This is a genomic window from Gracilibacillus halophilus YIM-C55.5 (assembly GCF_000359605.1).
Lineage (GTDB): Bacteria > Bacillota > Bacilli > Bacillales > Amphibacillaceae > Gracilibacillus > Gracilibacillus halophilus.
Genome location: NZ_APML01000016.1, coordinates 67,896 through 86,455, shown reverse-complemented (window position 1 = coordinate 86,455; position 18,560 = coordinate 67,896). Strand labels below are relative to the sequence as shown.

Genomic DNA, 18,560 nt, shown 5'->3' with positions numbered 1-18,560 from the left:
GAATAAAAGTTAATCAATCTGAGTATGAGGTCCTTGATACGAATTACAAACGTAAATCTGGTCTCGACGCACAAATATATCTACAAAAGAGTATACTGTCATCTACGTCGGCACGAATGCTGATCAAACAGAAGACCTTGTCACCGATTTTGATTTGCTGGCAAGCTTGAAACATATTTGTCGATCGTTATTCAGAAACAAAAGCAATAAGTATATTGTCCTATCATTAATCTATGTATAACTCATCTCCTTATATATCATCCTTCCTTTTGCTTATTTTCCACAATTTACAATATAAATACTTGATTTACCCTGTATATCCCTTACAATAGATTCGCGCGACCACTAGAAGGAGGTTTTCCTCATGAAACGGACTGTACTTATATTATTAGTGATAATTGGAATGACTTTACTAGGAGGTTGTTTATCAATGAATGATGAAAATAGTGATAGAAAAAACGATAATGAAACGAATCAAACAAATAGTCCTTCATATGAAAATAATGATAGGTATGTCTCGGTGCAGGAATATACCGGAGAAGGCTATACACTCGCAAATGGTAAGGAAAATGATCGCATTGCCAACGACAATCGTGAAGTTATCGAAGAGGCAGTAAAAGACTTTTTCCAAGAAGAATACAAGACAGAAGTCAGCGTTCATCAAATAGTTGGTAATAAGGATGGAGCAACCGTATTTGTCGAATCTGTAGGCGAACCGCATTTTTACACCTATGCCGTTATTCCTATCAACCAAGCAACAAAAGAAATAGAGACAAGTGGTGTTTGGTCACAAGAAAGACAAATTGAAGATGCTATTATCGCCAGTATTTATGGGCTAGTGTTTGAGGAACAGTTTCAAAATTTGACTCAGAAAATTGAAAAATTAAGTGAGAATTATAATTTAACGGGATTAAATAAAAAAGCTATACCAGTAGGAGCAAATCGCTTTAGCAATCAATATTACTTTGTGTCTATTTTTGATGAAAAACCTTATAAGAAATTATTAGAATCATATCTAGATAATCCAAATCGGAGCAAAGAGTATTGGAGAAATATCTTAGATGGAAACAATATAAATATTGATTCTATTAGTATTGCAATTAATCTATATATGGAAAAAGGTGAAAAACCAAGTAATGAAGCTTTTCAAGCAGTAATAAAAACTATAGAACATTCTAAAGAAATTCCTAAAGGGTTATATAGCGTTTTTCTTCATAATAATTACATTAATAAAAAAAGAGCTACTGGATATAAAATTAATAATTCGCTAGAACGATCAAATCCTAACTATATAGAAAAGAAGTGAATGGGAGTTAAGTCTTTTAAACATTATGAATGCATATAAAATAACACCGGACGAACATTTAGTTGAGTTAGCAGGGTACCATGCTTATTTGGACTATCAGATAACAGATGAAATTGTAGTAAGTGGGGAAACTTACACTGAAGTAAATGTTAACTATGATTCTTTTCATGGTTTAGATGCACTTACGGTACAAAATATATCTACAAAAGAGTATACTGTCATCTACGTCGGCACGAATGCTGATCAAACAGAAGACCTTGTCACTGATTTTGATTTGTTGACAGGCTTGAAACATATTTGTCGATCGATGTTCATAAACAAAAACAATAAGTAGATTGTCCTATCATTAATCTATGTATAACTCATATCCCTATATATCATCCTTCCTTTTGCTTATTTTCCACAATTTACAACACAAATGCTTGATTTTTCCTGTATATCCTTTACAATGGATTCGCGCGACCACTAGAAGGAGGTTTTCCTCATGAAACGGACTGTACTTATGGTATTAGTAATAATTGGAATGACTTTACTAGGAGGTTGTTTATCAATGAATGATGAAAATGGTGACGATCAAAACGAACAAACAGATGACTCATCCTATGAAAATAGTGATAGGTATGTTTCGGTGCAGGAATATACCGGAGAAGGCTATACACTCGCAAATGGTAAGGAAAATGACCGCATTGCCAACGACAATCGTGAAGTTATCGAAGAGGCAGTGAAAGACTTTTTCCAAGAAGAATACAAGACAGAAGTCAGCGTTCATCAAATAGTTGGTAATAAGGATGGAGCAACCGTATTTGTCGAATCTGTAGGCGAACCGCATTTTTACACCTATGCCGTTATTCCTATCAACCAAGCAACAAAAGAAATTGTAACCGAAGGGGTTTTTACGCAAGAAGGACAAGTGGAAAACGCGATTATGGCTGGTGTGTATGGGATGGTATTTGAAGAAGAATTTAATAATTTAACCAACTTAATTCAAGAAGTTGCCTCAAAGCATAAATTAGTTGGTAAAAATTCAGAAATAATGTCGCTAGGAGCTAACAGGTTTAGCAATGAATATTATTCAGTCACAATCTTTAATTCTGACACTTCGGATGTTTTTCAGCGAGTTATCAAAGAGTATCTCGATGAGTCTAATAAAAATTATGAAGAATGGACTCAACTGGTCAAGAAGGAAGAAATAGATCCTCAAAATGTTGCAATTTCTATAAAATTATTTATGAGACAAAAACAAATAGATCCTAGTCCTAATGCACTTAAAGAATTGAAAGAAACATTGAAAGATAATGATAATATACCGACGGGCGCATATAACATTTATATACACGACAATTTAATTGATAAAATAACTGCTACAGGAGACAAGGAGAATTCAATTGAATGGGCTTTTCCTAATGAATTAATAAAAAAATAATCTTTAAGTAAAGAGGGGGGAGACGAATGGCATCGTATGTAAATCTCAGCTCAGACAAAGATCTTGTGGAATTGGGAGGATATCATGCATATTCAGAATTAGAAGTTGGAGATTTAATTAATATAAATGAAGATGAGTATAGAGTTGTTCATTCTAAGAAAGATAATGACAGTGGTTTAGATGCTTATACTGTTTATAATATAAAAACAGAAAAGTTCACAGTCATCTACGTCGGCACGAATGCTGATCAAACAGAAGACCTTGTCACCGATTTTGATTTGCTGACAGATCGAGAAGTGCCTCAAGTCGAAGCGGCGATTGATTATTATGAACAGATGGATGAGAAATATAAGGTTTCTTCGGTAGCGGGAAATTCGCTAGGTGGCGCTCTAGCAAATGCTGTTGGTGTAACGCATACGGACGTTCGGTCGGTAACGCTAAATCCTGCGTTACTACCTAAAGGAATGATGGACACAGATGAGGACTATCATAATGTGACTAACTATTTTAGTAAATATGATGTGTTAACGGGAACGCTAACGGCGCTTGGTTATGACGAACGAATCCCTGGCAAACAAATTGACATCCATAATGGTACCATGAATGGTATCGGATTTGGTCAAGAAACCATGGCAACTGTTATTGGAAGCAATCATACAGGCTATGTCCGACGTGATGATGGGGGACAATATTACCAAGTTCGTGAAGCGGGACAACCCGGGGCGGGCAAGATACGTATAGATGCGGATGAACATATTGTCACAAGCATTTGGACAGACGTTCCTTTATATGGGATGCGAAAAGCATTTCGTATTGATATTAATCCCGATACGTTAGATCAATTGGCAACAGGGTTGGGACAAAGGGTCATTGAACGTCTTGAATTAGCCGATCGGTACTTGTTACATGCCAAAGAAATTGTTGATGATGAACACCAAAAGAAACCACAGCGTATCACAACGATGCAAGAAACATGGACGAATGCGGTGGAAAAAGCAGCGGATAGTTGGTTATTCCAAGGTATTACCGGTTATGCATCGAATTTACAAAATGAGATAGATGAATGGATCAGCTATGTCAATAGAGCGGAAGAACGATGTCAGTCACTCAATCATCTATTGAATGCACCGCCTGTAGAACTAGCGGAATTTATTTTTCGGAAAAACATTGATGTAGAAAGCATTTTTCGACAGGTACGGCAGCCACTAGAAGATTTACAGGAAGAAGTGGATCAATTGGCGAAACAATTTCGTTTATTATTACGTGATACACTTCCCTCATTGCTCTATGGTGGAATTCATTCCTGGGAAGATGCCGTTGTAGAAGAGCTTGCGGCTCATTATCAAGTGATTGCTCGCAACCAAAAGCAGTTGTTTCGTCAGTTAGAAACATTAAAGCAACAAGTGGCATTGACCGGAGACACGTTTTACGAAAAAGATCTCCAGTTAGCTGATGGCATTCGTCATCAACATTTGGATTTTCCACTACTTGATATTCTTCGTTATGATTCCCATTATACGATGGAAACATCACCTTATGTAGAAGAACAATTAAAAATACGTGAAAAACAACTTGATCAAGCTTATACACGTATGACCAACATTAGTTATGCTTTTATCCAGCCTTTGCTTCGTTCCTTAGTTGGAATTATTTACGTCATAGAGCATGCGATTGAGACAACTTCAGCGACAATTAAACAAAGTACCTCGGCGTTATTCACATCGAATATACCAGGAAGACTTGTGGGGATGTTCAGCAATTATGATGAAATGATCCGTGAACGCGTGCAGCAAACCCTCTCTCCCCTTGACACCTTAGGAGACCGTGTGGAAGGTGTGCGTATAGCGCTGAACCGGTTAAGTAACCACTTCCCTGAACTGTTACGAGAGTTTCGCCCGTATATAGAAAATGCGATTTTTGAAGGTCATTCATTTCATGATGCCTACCTATACAACCGTGCAGCGATGGCGATACTCGAAGAAATGGATGTATTATTTGATGACATTACCTATCAACTATCGGGTGAACAAGCGGAGACAATCGAAGCTCTCATGGTTCAACCTCAAAAGTCAAAATCAATATGAACATACTTCACCAACAAGTTCAACGAGTGACCGTTTATTAAATGAGGCGCTTTTATAGCTGACTAGGAAGGCCTCATTTTTTTCCTTCCCGTAGCTCAAAAATGAATAGTGAATCATAAAATCAACACGACTATGATTCAAACAATAATAAAATGATCAAGCGAATTCTTTTCCTTCTACTTATCATTCACGTATAATAGTCTATGAAAACGCAAACAAAGGAGGGAGCAACATGAGTAAAGTCGTCATTACCGGTGGCAGCGGCCTATTAGGTCCATCTGTCATTCAAGAGTTTCTAGATCATGGTTATGAAGTATTAAATGTCGATCAAAAACATCCAAAAAACCCATTATGTCAAACAGTGATTGCTGATTTAACCAATTTGGGTGAAGTGTATGGTGTGCTAAAAGGAGCAGATGCTGTTGTTCATTTAGCAGCTATTCCAGTCGCCTATTCTCATCCGAATGAAGTGACGTTTCAAAATAATGTTATGTCAACGTATAATATATTAGAAGCAGCAGGCCGACTAGGAATCAAAAAGGCTGCGATTACATCAAGTGAGTCTTCTTATGGTTTTGTTTTCTCTAAACAAAATTTGCAACCGCTTTATGTACCCGTTGATGAAGAACATCCGCGTTTTCCAGAAGATAGCTACGGGTTATCGAAAATCGTGAATGAACAAACTGCGGAAATGATACATAATCGTACGGGCATGCAAGTCGTATCCATGCGAGTGGGGAATGTGATTACACCAGATATGTACAAAAATTTCCCTGACTTCATTCATCAACCAGAGCTCCGTAAGCCTATTTTATGGAGTTATATTGATGCTCGTGATGCAGGTGTGGCATATCGCTTGGCTATTGAAGAAGATGGATTAGAAACGGTTGCGTTAAACTTAGCAGCGGATAACTCGAGTATGGATATCAAAAGTAAAGCATTAATGGAAACTTGTTTTCCGAATGTAGTAGATTTTCGTGAACCATTAGAAGGTTATGAAACGCTGTTAAGTAATAAAAAGGCGAAAGAAGTGTTAGGATGGCAACCTGTTCATAACTGGCGAGACTATGTAGACGTATAAAAAAAGGAAGGTGTTATGAAACATGAAATATCGCAAGCTAGGAAAAACCGATATGAAAATTAGCGAATTAAGTTTTGGTACATGGGCAATTGGCGGTGCTTGGGGCCAGACCAATGATAAAGAAGCATTAAAAGGCTTAGAACGGGCAATGGATGCTGGCGTGAATTTCTTTGACACAGCAGACGTGTACGGGGATGGCCATAGTGAGGAATTATTAGCGAAAGCAACGAAAGGAAAAGAAGATCAAATTTATATTGCGACAAAATTTTGTCGTGCTGGTGATATCCATGATCCTGCTACTTATTCAAAGGATTCTGTCACCCGTTATGTGGATAACAGTTTGCGTCGTTTACAACGAGATCAATTGGACTTAATTCAAATTCACTGTCCACCGATTGATATTTTGCGTGACGGATCTGTATTTGCTGTGCTCGATCAACTCAAACAGGAAGGGAAAATCCGTCATTACGGTGTTAGTGTTGAAACAGTAGAAGAAGGTTTGCTGTCGATGGAAAATCCAAATGTTGATGTATTACAAGTTATCTTTAATGTATTCCGGCAAAAGCCAATTACAGAGTTGTTCCCAGTCGCCCAAGAAAAGAATGTTGGTATCCTTGCTCGCGTGCCGTTAGCGAGCGGGCTATTAACAGGTAAGTTTTCTACGAATCATCAATTTGAACAAGATGATCATCGCAAGTTTAATCGTAATGGTGAAGCATTTAATGTTGGTGAAACATTTGCTGGGCTGCCGTTCGAAAAAGGGGTTGCATTAGCAAACGAACTCGAATGGATAGCAGAAAACCGAGGGAATATGACGCGAGCGGCTTTACAATGGATTCTAAGTTATGATGCGATATCTTCGGTAATTCCAGGTTTTAAATCGGTAAAACAAGTAGAGGATAATTTGGCGGCACTCGACGTCCCATCTTTTACTGAACAAGAATTAGAAACATTACGTACATTTTATCAAGAAGAAGTTCATCAACATATCCGCGGTGCATATTAATAAAAAATAGAAATCACAGTGAGAAGCATTTGAATTGATGCTTCTCTCTCATTTGTTGAGGGGGGTAAACATTGGTCGTTGAAGTGGCATCAATCGTGTTATTAGTCATTATTTTTATTTTGCTCATTATTCCAGGCGCATTCATGCTATACGGTTTTTTTGTTGATCGGAAGCAAGCTCGGCATGCGGTATTAAAGAACTATCCATTAATCGGACGTGTCCGGTATTTTTTAGAAAATATAGGTCCAGAGTTACGTCAATATTTATTCACGGAAGATGATACAGGAAAGCCGTTTTCCCGAAAAGATTATCAAGACATTGTGATTCCTGCTAAATATAAAAACCGCCTAGTCGGATTTGGCTCCAAAAAAGACTTTGATCAGCCCGGTTATTATATTAAAAATACGATGTTTCCGAAGCTAGCTGAAGAATTGTCTGTTGATCAAACGCCAAAGATTTCGACTAAAATATATCAAATTGATAAGGAGCACCTATTTTCTCGCCAAGAACATCGAAATGATCAGTCTGTATCACCGTATTTATTGGATCAAACACATGAAGTAATCATCGGTCTAAAAGCCCGGCATCCATTTCGCGTAAAAGGATTAATCGGCATGTCTGGCATGAGTTATGGCGCTTTAGGTGACCGTGCGATAACGGCATTGTCAGTTGGCTTGGGACGGGCGCAAGGTACTTGGATGAATACGGGCGAAGGTGGCGTTTCTGATTATCATTTAAAAGGAAATGTCGATATCATTATGCAAATAGGTCCAGGTTTATATGGTGTACGCACGGAATCTGGAGAGTTGTCTTGGGAAGAAGTAAAGCATAAGGCCTCGATTGATCAAGTGAAGGCTTTCGAATTAAAACTAGCTCAAGGTGCAAAAACTCGAGGTGGGCACCTTGAAGCAGAAAAAGTGAACGAAGAAATTGCTCGTATTCGCAATATTCCAGCTTATCAATCGAATGATAGTCCAAACCGTTTTCGAGAGTTTAATGACGTCTATTCGATGTTAGAATTTGTTGATCACATTCGTGATGTAGGTGGGATACCGGTCGGGATCAAATTAGTTGTTGGCCAAGAGCAAGATGTACGGTCACTCGCTCAGGCGATGAAAGAGACCGGGAAGATGCCTGATTTTATTTCGATTGATGGTGGTGAAGGTGGTACAGGTGCGACCTATCAGGAATTAACCGATAGCGTTGGCCTTCCGATTAAATCAGCGATTCCGATTTTACATCGTGCGCTTGTAGAAGTAGGCGTGAGAGATCAAGTGAAAATTATCGCATCAGGTAAGTTGTTCACACCAGATCGGATGGCTTTTGCTCTTGCTTTAGGAGCTGACTTGATTCAGGCAGCGCGTGCGTTCATGGTGACGACTGGCTGTATTATGGCGCAAGTTTGCCATACGAATCAATGTCCAGTTGGTGTAGCCACAACGGATGACAAACTACAGAAAGCGTTAGATATTGATGAAAAATCATATCGTGTGACGAACTATGTTATTTCGATTCGTGAGGGTTTGTTTAATATTGCGGCCGCTGCAGGCTTAGAATCCCCGACAGAGTTAACGGAAGCGCACGTAGCGTATAAAGATTTGTATGACGTGATTTATGATAATCATTTAATGACAAATCAGCATTAGCTTTTGCTTCGAACCGTCAGTTGATTCATGTTATACTTAATGAAGTAACTTAAGGAAGTTTGGGGCGAAGGCAATGCAACGTGGTAGTTTTCAATGGATGAAATCGTTAAATAAATCAATGATACTAAATAAAATTCGCACGTCTGGTTCGATTTCGCGAGCTCAAATTGCGAAAGAGACCCAACTAACACCGCCGACAGTTGGCTCGATTGTTAAAGAATTAATTGAGCAAGAATTGATTAAAGAAAGTAAGCTCGGTGTATCGCAAGGCGGGAGAAAACCGACGATGTTAGAGGTTAATACGTCTGGCTTCCATATTATTGGCATTGATGTAGGGCCCGTTGATATTCGTTTGATTGCGTCAGATTTAGCGGGAGACATTCGTGATGAATTGACCATCACATTACCTGAAAAGTTAGATGAAGAACAATTTTTGCATGTGTTAATACATGCAATTGGTGACTTGCAACGTCGTAATCAAGCGTTACGTTTTATTGGGATTGGTGTAGCCATGCATGGCATAGTTGAGGCCAGAGATGGAGTTTCTTTATTTGCTCCGAATCTACAATTACGAAATATGCCGATTAAGAAGCGCTTGGAGGAAGCTTTTTCGCTTGATGTTCGGGTTGAAAATGATGCGAAAGCCTTGGCGCTTGGTGAAGCTTGGTTTCAAGATCAAGTGGCGCATGCAGCATGATAGCAGTCAATGTGGGACAAGGGATTGGTGCTGGACTTGTGATCAATGGTAAGCTTTATAATGGCGAAGCAGGGATAGCTGGAGAAATCGGCCATATGACGATTGACTTAAATGGCAAAGCGTGTTCTTGTGGGAATGTAGGCTGTTTACAAACTGTTGCTTCTGGTCCAGCGATTGCGGAGAGAACGCAAGAATTGTTGCGAAAGGGAAGAAAGAGTGTCTTAGCAGATTGGACCTTACACCGTCCTCAAGATATGACGGCTGAGATGGTTCACCGAGCAGCTAAAAAAGGTGATGCACTAGCGGAACAAGTATTAGACGATGCTGGTGTCTATCTTGGTATTGCACTGACGAATTTAATCCACATCTGTAATCCGAGTAAAATTATTATCGGTGGTGGTGTGAGTAAAGCAGAGGACTATCTTTTGCCACAGATACGAAAAACGATTCGACAGCGTGTCATTTCTTCAAAGGCACAGCAAACACCTGTGATGAGATCTGAATTAGCTGATTACGGCTCATCCCTAGGAGCAGTTGCTTTAATTTTGAGTGAACTATTCGAGCCAGATGTAACATAAATCATTGATGATCAACTGTCATTGATACGTTAATCGCTGATTTCTGGAAAGGGTGATTCCTATCGATATTATGATTTGGTTTGTTTTAGCTATGATTGTGTTTGTCGTGTTTATTATCGCTATGGTTCAATCCTGGAGTAAGCGTAGCAACCAATCAACTACCGAGCTAGAACAAAGAGTAGAACAACTAGAAGAAAAAATCGACCAACTGAAAAATAAATAGAGCCACTTCAATGGTTCAGTATTGGAGTGTACGTAAAATGAGTATCAAAGGTCAGATACTCATTTTTTTTGGTTCATATAAACAAGCTCTAAACCTTTTATCGAACAGGTTAAAGCCTTCGTATAATTTAGCAGGAATCTGAGAAAATAAAGGATACGTATCATCAAGTTTTGTCACATGACACATACAAATCTAAAAGTGAACAGCGCCAAACCAAAATATAACTAAATCATGGAGGATGAATCAAGATGACCAAAAATCGTAAAGGACCGAAACAGCAGAAACAACCGAATCTACCCAAAAGCGTACAAGAGCCTTATGGTGAACCATTAGCAGGATCACATAAAGTAAAAAATAAAAACCATTCCCGGCAAAAACATGGTTCATCACATGATATGTGAGGTTGCTATTTAGTGCTGGTCTATGATTAAATTGCATTTTAATGCAAACTTAAATTGTTGTGTTCAACAATTATATCTATTATTTAAGTACAACCTTACAGTTAGTGAATAAAGCTATGCGTGGTATCGTTGTACTGCGCAGCAAAGGAAGCCATTTAAAATCATTCCTTCTTCAAATAAAGCTCTATTAGTTTAAATAACAGAAGTAACTTAGTGACTTCTGTTATTTAATTGTTAGAACAATGTGATAAATGATAAATCCTATCGTTAGACCTGGTACTAATGTTAGTATAGGTAAAATTACTGGCCCCAATACGACACCCATTTCTTTTTCTGGCATAATTAACCTTCCCTAAAAATGATTAATTTTAGGTTGTGTAAGTGATGGAGGATTTATACTATTGTTCCTCTTATTGAAAAATAATTTACCTTTTTTAGCTTAAGTACATGTTTTCACAAAGTCATCTAAAACAGAAATTTGTGTATGTAGTCTAATGACAATCACTTTTATTTAATTAGATATCTCTTATGTTGCTCACGCTTTCTTGCGTGAGTTATTTTTGCATACCTAAGTGTGGTATCTGGTGAATCATGACCTAACAATTCTTGAATAGCTACGAGTTCAGCTCCATTATTTAATGTTGCGAAAATATGTCTTAAAACATGGGGACGAACTTTGCCTGCAAGCCACCATTTTAGAGATTATTTTTATTTCCCTTTGATTGCCCTTTTTGATCTGTTGATTGTTATCAGCTTTATTTAATCATGAACCTTAGATAAACGACAACTAGTTGCATATAATACTTCAAGAAAGGCACGTTTTCTTAACATCTCCAATTCTTTGATTGATAAGAATTTTGGAAGTAGATATCCATCTTTTGGAGCTTTTATTTCGTAGTTCACTTTTAATATATTCTTCTGAAACTAACCAACTAAAGAAACTCTTTAAATACAGATAGCTTTTATATACAGAGCTGAAATGAGTGTCTATTTCAACTAAATATGGAAGAGTATTAGAAAAGATCAGTGTGAAAAACTGCAATAAAGCCAATAATTGTAAAAAGAATGGAGTGGCAACATGAAAAAATCCCCAATATCAGCATTATTTTGGTCCATGGCTTTCCCAGGTCTGGGGCAGTTGTATAATAAAGAATATATAAAAGGACTAGTTTTAATGGGACTAGAAATTTACTTTAATGTCATGTCTAACATAAACATGTCTCTTATTTATACTATTAATTTGGAGATACATAAAGCATTAACAGTAGCTAACATTGAATGGGGGCTTTTTTACCCTTCTATATATGCCTTTTCAATGTGGGATGCCTTCAATAGAGCAAAGGACATTAATCATATCCATGATATAGAGAATGGCAATTCAACTATGTCTAAAGAAAGAACTTACTACACAGGGTTATTTTTAGGGCTAGTAATTGGTATGGTCTTAGGCTTAAGTATCAATTTTTTAATTAGTCCCGTGTTAAGTGGCGTTTTAACTGGTTTCATTGGTGCAATTTGTGGAAACTTTGTTGAAGGTTTGTATGTTAAACACAAAAATACAAATTAAAGTTTTTGGATTGTTTTCTGGGTTTCATGTAAATCTTGTTAGTTCAGATCATGCAACAACTTTCTTTAATGAATTTTCCCTGTATAAATTCAACATCTGATCAAGAAATACAATTTCCCTCAGATTATTTTGTATGTCCACAATGTGAGTATATTCTATTAAAGAACCATTTATAATATGAACGTGACAAAAAGAATGATATAAATAACGTTATCCAAGTCCAATACCAAGACCAATGAATATAATTAATTACATCAGTATTTCTTTCAAGTATTATTTCAATGATTGTAATGATTGAGGAATATAGAGCATAGTAACCAAATTTAGCTACTCTACTTCTTCCCTCTGGATAATGAACATTAAAGATGGCACAGATTGCAGGATAAGCAAAAAATTCAAAAGTAAAACTTGCCTTGCTTGTATAAGGAAACAACCTAACAGGATATTCAATTAACCTATAATTAGATACAATAAGACCAAACACCCATGTTATAGCCTGCTTAATATGAGATGCTACTAAGGCATGAAGGATTTTATCTTTCGGAATAAATATAAAAAGGACAGAGAAAGATACTATCCACACCATTATTATAATAATATGTTCTATAGACATCCAAACTCCCCCCAAAAAAACTGGCTGAATTCAGTATGTCCATTATTTACCTCTAATATGTAAACTACAAAAAAAGAGTTTACTGGTAGTGGAAAAATATGAAGAGAAGTTGCAAGAACAAAGCAAATCAGTAATTGATGAATTCGTTCTACAGATTATGTTCCCATACATTGATAATGCAGTTAAGAACTTTTATAAGAAGTCATTTAAAAACAAGAATTATTATGGAGGGGAAATTTTAGAACTAAAAAAAGAGGATGACTCTTATCATTTAACCATTTCAATTCAAACATTCACAGGACCTCACAATCCTCCATATGGATTAGAAACAATAACGTTTAACACAGACTTTACTACAGGAGACTTTACGGAAAATAGTTTTAAACCCTTTGTCGAAGTAGTAGACTATAAACATAAGGATTTAAAGAAACTAATTGTAGAGCAATAAAAGCACGCATTACTATACTCCGCGCCTAACTCAACTAAAACATTAAACCAATTTTCGTTATAGTCACTTCTGATGTAACTGCTAATTAGACTCAACAATTTTGCATCTACTATGCTTAAACAGCTTTTGAAAGCCATGTTTCAAAAGAGCAAATCATCTAAACAGGAGTCTAGATGATTTGCTCTATTTTTAATCCTTTTTGATATTTCACTGAATTTATTACGATATAATGTTGCTCCAAGCCTCGTCGAATCGTTAATTCGGTTGCACGGTGATGAGATCTGCTTCACCTTGTTCGATTTGGCCGTCTTTTTTAATGGTGATTTCCGCATCGTCTGCCATATTTGTCAATACGATAGGTGAAATAAGTGATGGTACATTTTCTTTGATTTGATCGATATCAGCTTTCATGATTTCTTGGCCTTTTTGTACCGTATCGCCTTCTTTCACAAATGTTTCAAATCCTTCTCCATTTAATTCAACGGTATCAACACCAACATGAATCAAGATTTCATATCCTTTGTTCGATCGAATACCGATAGCGTGTTTCGTTGGAAAGACATTGACGATTTCGCCATCAACAGGCGATACCACAGAACCGTCCGTAGGCTCGATCGCAAATCCATCTCCCATCATTTTTTGAGAGAAGACGTCATCGGGTACTTGCGTTAAATCAAGAATCGTACCAGTTATCGGCGCAACAAAATCTTTTTCTTGTAAAGGTTCTTTTGGCGATGGCTTTTCCGAATCTGCTTCTTTTGTTTCTTGCTTATCATTTGATGCAACTGACTCATGCGTAGACTGATTCATTCGTTCACGCATAGCGGATGCAACAAATTCGACATCGGTACCGACAATGACTTGTACATTCTTATTACCTGTTTTCATGACCCCTTTTGCGCCATGACGCTTTAATGTTTTTTCGTCAACTTGGGATGGTTGATCGAGCTGCATTCTCAACCTTGTCGCACAATTATCTAGCGACGTAATATTTTCCTTGCCTCCGAGTGCTTTGATGTATTGATTGGCTAAGTGATCATATTTGTCGCCAGTTACCGTATCGTTCCCTTCGTCGATTTCTTCTTCTAGGTCTTCTTCATCCTCTCGTCCTGGTGTGCTGAGGTTAAGCCCCTTAATTAAGAAGTAAAAGACAGCGAAATAAACGACACCGTAAATCAGCCCGATCACGAGTAGAAATAGCGGCCGCTGAGCGATACCGAAATTGAGAACATAGTCAATCGCACCAGCAGAAAAACCAAACCCATGATGGATATCCATAAGGTAGACGACAATGAATGAACTGGCTGTAAGGATCGCATGGACGAAATAGAGTACAGGTGACAAGAACATAAATGAAAATTCGATCGGTTCGGTAATCCCGGTTAAGAAAGAAGTAAAAGCAATCCCAAAGAGCAATCCTGTCACTTCTTTTCGCCGGTTTTCTTTTGCTGTAAGAATCATGCTAATGCCGCAGCGGGCAGACCAAACATCATGATAGGGAAGAAGCCAGCCATAAATATCCCAGCTTCTGGGTCACCGGCAAAGAATCGGTCAAGGTCTCCAGTCGCCCCGTTATATTCACCGAAAACAAACCAAACTAAACTGTTTAATACATGGTGTAAGCCAACTGGAATGAGTAAACGGTTGAGAAATCCGTATACACCAACGCCGAGTGCACCAGCATCAATGATCCATTGCCCAATACCATTGATTCCTGATTGAACCGGTGGCCAGATATAGCCAAAAAGAAAGGCGACGATGACCATGACAGCAGCAGTGACAATCGGGACAAATCGTTTCCCGCTAAAGAAACCAAGCCATTGTGGCAATTGAATCCCTTGATAGCGATTATAGAGAAGCCCTGCAATAATACCGGAAAGAATACCACCAAGGACGCCCATATCAATATCTTCATTAATCGCTTGTGTACCATTCGTTAGCACTAAGAAACCAATCACACCCGCTAATCCAGCTGCCCCATTGTTATCTTTTGAAAAACCTATTGCGACACCAATGGCAAAGATAAGTGCCAAATTATCAAAAATCGCATTACCAGATTCCGCGATAAACGGAATGTTTAAGAGGTCATCTTGTCCTAACCGTAATAATAAAGCAGCCGCAGGAAGTACGGCAATTGGAAGCATTAAAGACTTCCCAATTCGTTGCAAAAAATTTAACATGATATCATACTCCTTAGTAGCAAACATATTTGGATTGAGAATGTTTGTTTCAGTGTTAGATGAGAATAACTTTCCCGTTTTGTATCACCCTATTCATAAAGGAGCGAGATATATGTATGGCTTTATCATAAAAGATGTAACAATTTATAGTGAGACAGGTATATATCAACATGGCTATATTCAAGTCGAGGATGGCATTATTACGGCAATTGGTGATGTGAATCAACTTGATCAAGAAAAAAGCCGCACATTACAAGTGATTCAACCGTCGTATAAAAGTGTCTTGATTCCGGGAATGATTGATGTACATATACATGGGGTGGCAGGAGCCGATACAATGGATGCCACACAAGAAGCAATTCAAACGATGGCCACTCATCTACCAAAAGAAGGAACAACGAGCTTTTTAGCAACAACCATGACACAAGAAGAAGCAGCCATTGAAGAGGCGCTAGTTAATGTGTCCACGTATATGCGCGATGCATCTTCAAATGGAACGGCAGAAGTGTTAGGCATTCATTTGGAAGGGCCATTTCTTTCTAAAAAACGAGCTGGCGCTCAACCTGTAGAGCATATGAAACAACCAGATATTGAAATGTTTCAAAGATGGCAACAATTAGCCAATTATAACATTCGCCTTGTGACGTTAGCGCCAGAAGAACAAAACGGAATGCATTTGATCCAACATTTGAACGATTCGGGCGTTGTTGCCTCAGTTGGTCATTCGGATGCTACGTATGAAGAAGTGGAACAAGCAGTAAAAGCAGGCGCGACACATGTGACACACCTTTTTAATGGTATGCGGGGATTGCATCATCGTGAGCCAGGCGTTGCAGGAGCCGCGCTGTTACACGATGAATTGTTCGTAGAAATGATCGCCGATGGTATTCATATTCGACCTGAAATCGTAAAGATCGCTTACAGACAAAAAACAAGTGATCGTGTGTTATTGATTTCGGATGCGATTCGGGCCAAATGCTTAAAACAAGGTAGCTATGATTTAGGCGGACAAGACGTACAAGTAGGGGAGACGAGGGCTACATTATCAGATGGGACACTGGCAGGCAGTATATTGAAAATGAAAGACGCTATGCACAATATGTTCACCTTTACGGACTGCTCGATGGAAGATATGATTCAAATGACTGCCTCCAATCCTGCCAAACAGCTAGGAGTCGATGATCGGAAAGGAAGCATTGCTGTTGGAAAAGATGCTGATCTTGTACTATTAGATGACACGTTAGAAGTAGAAATGACATTTTGTCGAGGAAAGCTAGCTTATCAACAGGGAGGATCGTAAATGAACATCATCCAAGCAACAAACTACCAAGATATGAGCAATCAAACGGCAGAACTGATCATTGATACGGTTAGAAATAACGACTATGTAACGCTTGGCCTTGCAACAGGTGGCACGCCCAAGGGGACCTATCAACAATTAGTGAAGGATCATCAACTCAACCAGACGTCTTATCAACACGTCACAACATTTAACTTGGATGAATATGTTGGCATGCGACCGACAGATCCAAATAGTTATCGCTATTATATGGATCAATACTTTTTTGATGAAGTGGATATACCTGAACAAAATATTCATATACCCAATGGGATGGCTGAAGATTTACCAAGAGAGTGCGCGCGTTATGAGAAGCAAATTGATGATACGAATGGTATCGATCTACAAATATTAGGGATTGGAAAGAATGGTCACATCGGGTTTAATGAACCAGGAACTGCGTTTGAATCAACGACACATGTTGTAGAACTGGCGCATTCGACTCGAAAAGCAAATGCACGTTTTTTTAACCATTTGGATGACGTACCAACGCATGCGATTACGATGGGAATTGCTACGATTATGAAAAGTAAACAAATTTTATTGTTAGCTTCTGGCGAAGATAAAGCAGAAGCCATACGCAAATTGATTCATGAGGAAGTGGATGAACATATGCCTGCCTCTGTTTTACGCCATCATTCGAATGTCACAATTATTGCCGATCAGAACGCCCTAGTGAGCGCGTAGCTTAAAAGCTTGAAGATATGAAGGCAAAAAATGGGTCCGATAATTGAAAAATGTGTTTTCATTTGTGCAATGATGACAGAAATCGAAAAAGAAATCAGAAAAAAGTGTCATCATAAGCGTGATGAAGACAAAAAAATGGTTAGAGAACACAAAAAATGGTCCTCATAAGCATTATGAGAACCAAAAAACGATTTGAACATAGCGAAAACTGTCTTCATCCATTATGCATACGTTCGAAAATGAAAAGTTGTTTCTTTCGAATAGGTTTCTCCTTTTTCAAGCCAAACGGAAGGAAATCCGTCATGATGAATGGATGCAGGAGAAGCTTGTGTTTCCAAGCATAATCCTAAATATCTGACAGAATCACGTTCGCGTAAATGTAGCCCTTCTGGGAGGTTGTTAGACGTATACATAACCACACCCGGTTGATTTGTCGTTACCCGAAGTTCACGACCGCTTTTATCATCACGCACAATCGCACGTTCCTCTTTCGATTGGTCAAAAATAAAGTAGTGGTCATAGCCGTGATTGGCGACTAGGTTTTGATGGAAATCTGACGTCACGCCATCTTTCATTTTTCGGCCTTGACGGAAATCATAAGCGGTTTGATCCACAGCAAGTTTTTTACCTGTTGGAATCAACTCTTCATCAAGCTCGACAAATTGACTACTGTCTAACGTAATGTTGTGGTCTTTAATATCTGACGTTAAATCTCCGCTTAAATTGAAATACGAATGATTCGTAGTTGTAAGTACAGTGTTTTGATCAGCGGTTCCTTCATACGAAATCGTAAAGTCATTGTCATTGGATAATGTATAGGTGACGGTCATATCTAGGTTGCCCGGATAACCATTTTCACCGTCTGGACTGTGCAATGTCAGTGTTAAACCGATTGATTCTTGATTCTCAAATGGTTTGACATCCCAAATGGACTTGTGGAAACCTGGTTCACCACCATGCAGATGATGATTTCCCTCGTTCGTAGGTAAAGAGAAGCTTTTACCGTCTAATTCAAATTGAGCGTTTTCAATTCGCCCCGCTACACGACCGATTAATGCGCCAAAGAAGGCAGGATTATCGAGATAGTCTTCATAATTTTTGAAACCGATCACACAATTTTCAATATTTCCATCACGGTCTGGTGCGAAAATTCTCGTAATAATCCCGCCAAAATTTAAAATGGAAACGGACATGCCGTTGTCGTTGGTTAAGGTGAATTCTTGCCATTCTTGGTCCCTCACGTGGATGTTATTTGTTTGTATTTCCATTTGCGTCTCCTCC

General features: G+C 38.3%; 15 protein-coding genes and 3 pseudogenes. 14 read left to right on the top strand and 4 right to left on the bottom strand.

The annotated features are described in order from the left end of the window. Positions 1–364: 364 nt before the first annotated feature. The 10 genes and pseudogenes from J416_RS03905 to J416_RS03865 all read left to right on the top strand — a co-directional run bounded on the left by J416_RS03905 (position 365) and on the right by J416_RS03865 (position 10,445). Positions 365–1,306, top strand: a complete 942-nt coding sequence (locus tag J416_RS03905) for a DUF1672 family protein (protein WP_003465284.1) — start codon at positions 365–367, stop codon at positions 1,304–1,306. Positions 1,307–1,331: 25 nt separating this feature from the next. After that, the gene (locus tag J416_RS03900) at positions 1,332–1,640 is read left to right on the top strand and encodes a hypothetical protein (RefSeq protein ID WP_003465282.1); all 309 of its coding nucleotides are present in this window, start codon (positions 1,332–1,334) and stop codon (positions 1,638–1,640) included. Between the two features lie 150 nt (positions 1,641–1,790). Continuing rightward, positions 1,791–2,729, top strand: a complete 939-nt coding sequence (locus J416_RS03895; RefSeq protein WP_003465280.1) for a DUF1672 family protein — start codon at positions 1,791–1,793, stop codon at positions 2,727–2,729. 26 nt (positions 2,730–2,755) lie between these two features. Next, positions 2,756–4,813 (top strand): SA1320 family protein, encoded by a 2,058-nt coding sequence (locus tag J416_RS03890; protein WP_003465279.1) that lies wholly within the window; start codon positions 2,756–2,758, stop codon positions 4,811–4,813. A 232-nt stretch (positions 4,814–5,045) separates the two neighbouring features. Beyond that, positions 5,046–5,894 carry an NAD-dependent epimerase/dehydratase family protein gene (locus tag J416_RS03885; RefSeq protein ID WP_003465276.1) on the top strand — a complete coding sequence of 283 codons (849 nt, stop codon included), beginning with the start codon at positions 5,046–5,048 and terminating at the stop codon, positions 5,892–5,894. A 22-nt stretch (positions 5,895–5,916) separates the two neighbouring features. Continuing rightward, positions 5,917–6,900: an aldo/keto reductase gene (locus tag J416_RS03880; protein WP_003465268.1), complete on the top strand. Its 984-nt coding sequence runs from the start codon at positions 5,917–5,919 to the stop codon at positions 6,898–6,900. Between the two features lie 71 nt (positions 6,901–6,971). Further along, the gene (locus tag J416_RS03875) at positions 6,972–8,546 is read left to right on the top strand and encodes an FMN-binding glutamate synthase family protein (protein WP_003465266.1); all 1,575 of its coding nucleotides are present in this window, start codon (positions 6,972–6,974) and stop codon (positions 8,544–8,546) included. Between the two features lie 73 nt (positions 8,547–8,619). Beyond that, positions 8,620–9,821: pseudogene (locus tag J416_RS16665) on the top strand (ROK family transcriptional regulator). Positions 9,822–9,891: 70 nt separating this feature from the next. Next, on the top strand, positions 9,892–10,044 hold the full coding sequence (locus tag J416_RS15670; RefSeq protein WP_156809503.1) for a coiled-coil domain-containing protein: 153 nt from the start codon (positions 9,892–9,894) through the stop codon (positions 10,042–10,044). A gap of 248 nt (positions 10,045–10,292) precedes the next feature. Continuing rightward, entirely contained in the window at positions 10,293–10,445 is a 153-nt protein-coding gene (locus J416_RS03865; protein ID WP_003465263.1) for a small acid-soluble spore protein P, read from the top strand. Between the two features lie 507 nt (positions 10,446–10,952). On the opposite strand, the pseudogene J416_RS16545 reads toward J416_RS03865, so the two are convergent. Beyond that, a pseudogene (locus J416_RS16545) lies at positions 10,953–11,111 on the bottom strand (tyrosine-type recombinase/integrase); the annotation flags it as partial. A 412-nt stretch (positions 11,112–11,523) separates the two neighbouring features. Between J416_RS16545 and J416_RS03860 the strand changes: the two are divergent. Next, a complete protein-coding gene (locus J416_RS03860; RefSeq protein WP_003465256.1) occupies positions 11,524–12,012 on the top strand; it encodes a DUF5683 domain-containing protein in 489 nt (162 codons plus the stop codon). A 124-nt stretch (positions 12,013–12,136) separates the two neighbouring features. Here J416_RS03860 and J416_RS03855 read toward each other — a convergent pair whose 3' ends face one another. Then, complete coding sequence (locus J416_RS03855; RefSeq protein WP_003465254.1) at positions 12,137–12,625, bottom strand: CBO0543 family protein; 489 nt, start codon at positions 12,623–12,625, stop codon at positions 12,137–12,139. A gap of 88 nt (positions 12,626–12,713) precedes the next feature. Here J416_RS03855 and J416_RS03850 point away from each other — a divergent pair, with 88 nt between their 5' ends. Continuing rightward, entirely contained in the window at positions 12,714–13,073 is a 360-nt protein-coding gene (locus J416_RS03850; protein WP_003465252.1) for a DUF3888 domain-containing protein, read from the top strand. 255 nt (positions 13,074–13,328) lie between these two features. On the opposite strand, the pseudogene nagE reads toward J416_RS03850, so the two are convergent. Next, positions 13,329–15,253, bottom strand: a pseudogene (gene nagE, locus J416_RS03845) (N-acetylglucosamine-specific PTS transporter subunit IIBC). 112 nt (positions 15,254–15,365) lie between these two features. Here nagE and nagA point away from each other — a divergent pair. Together nagA and nagB are read left to right on the top strand one after the other, a co-directional pair. Further along, on the top strand, positions 15,366–16,553 hold the full coding sequence (gene nagA / locus J416_RS03840) for an N-acetylglucosamine-6-phosphate deacetylase (RefSeq protein WP_003465246.1): 1,188 nt from the start codon (positions 15,366–15,368) through the stop codon (positions 16,551–16,553). Beyond that, positions 16,554–17,279, top strand: coding sequence for a glucosamine-6-phosphate deaminase (nagB, locus tag J416_RS03835; RefSeq protein WP_003465244.1), 726 nt, complete (start codon positions 16,554–16,556; stop codon positions 17,277–17,279). Positions 17,280–17,500: 221 nt separating this feature from the next. Here the strand turns inward: nagB and J416_RS03830 are convergent, their stop codons facing one another. Further along, positions 17,501–18,547, bottom strand: a complete 1,047-nt coding sequence (locus J416_RS03830; protein WP_003465241.1) for an aldose epimerase family protein — start codon at positions 18,545–18,547, stop codon at positions 17,501–17,503. Positions 18,548–18,560 lie beyond the last annotated feature (13 nt).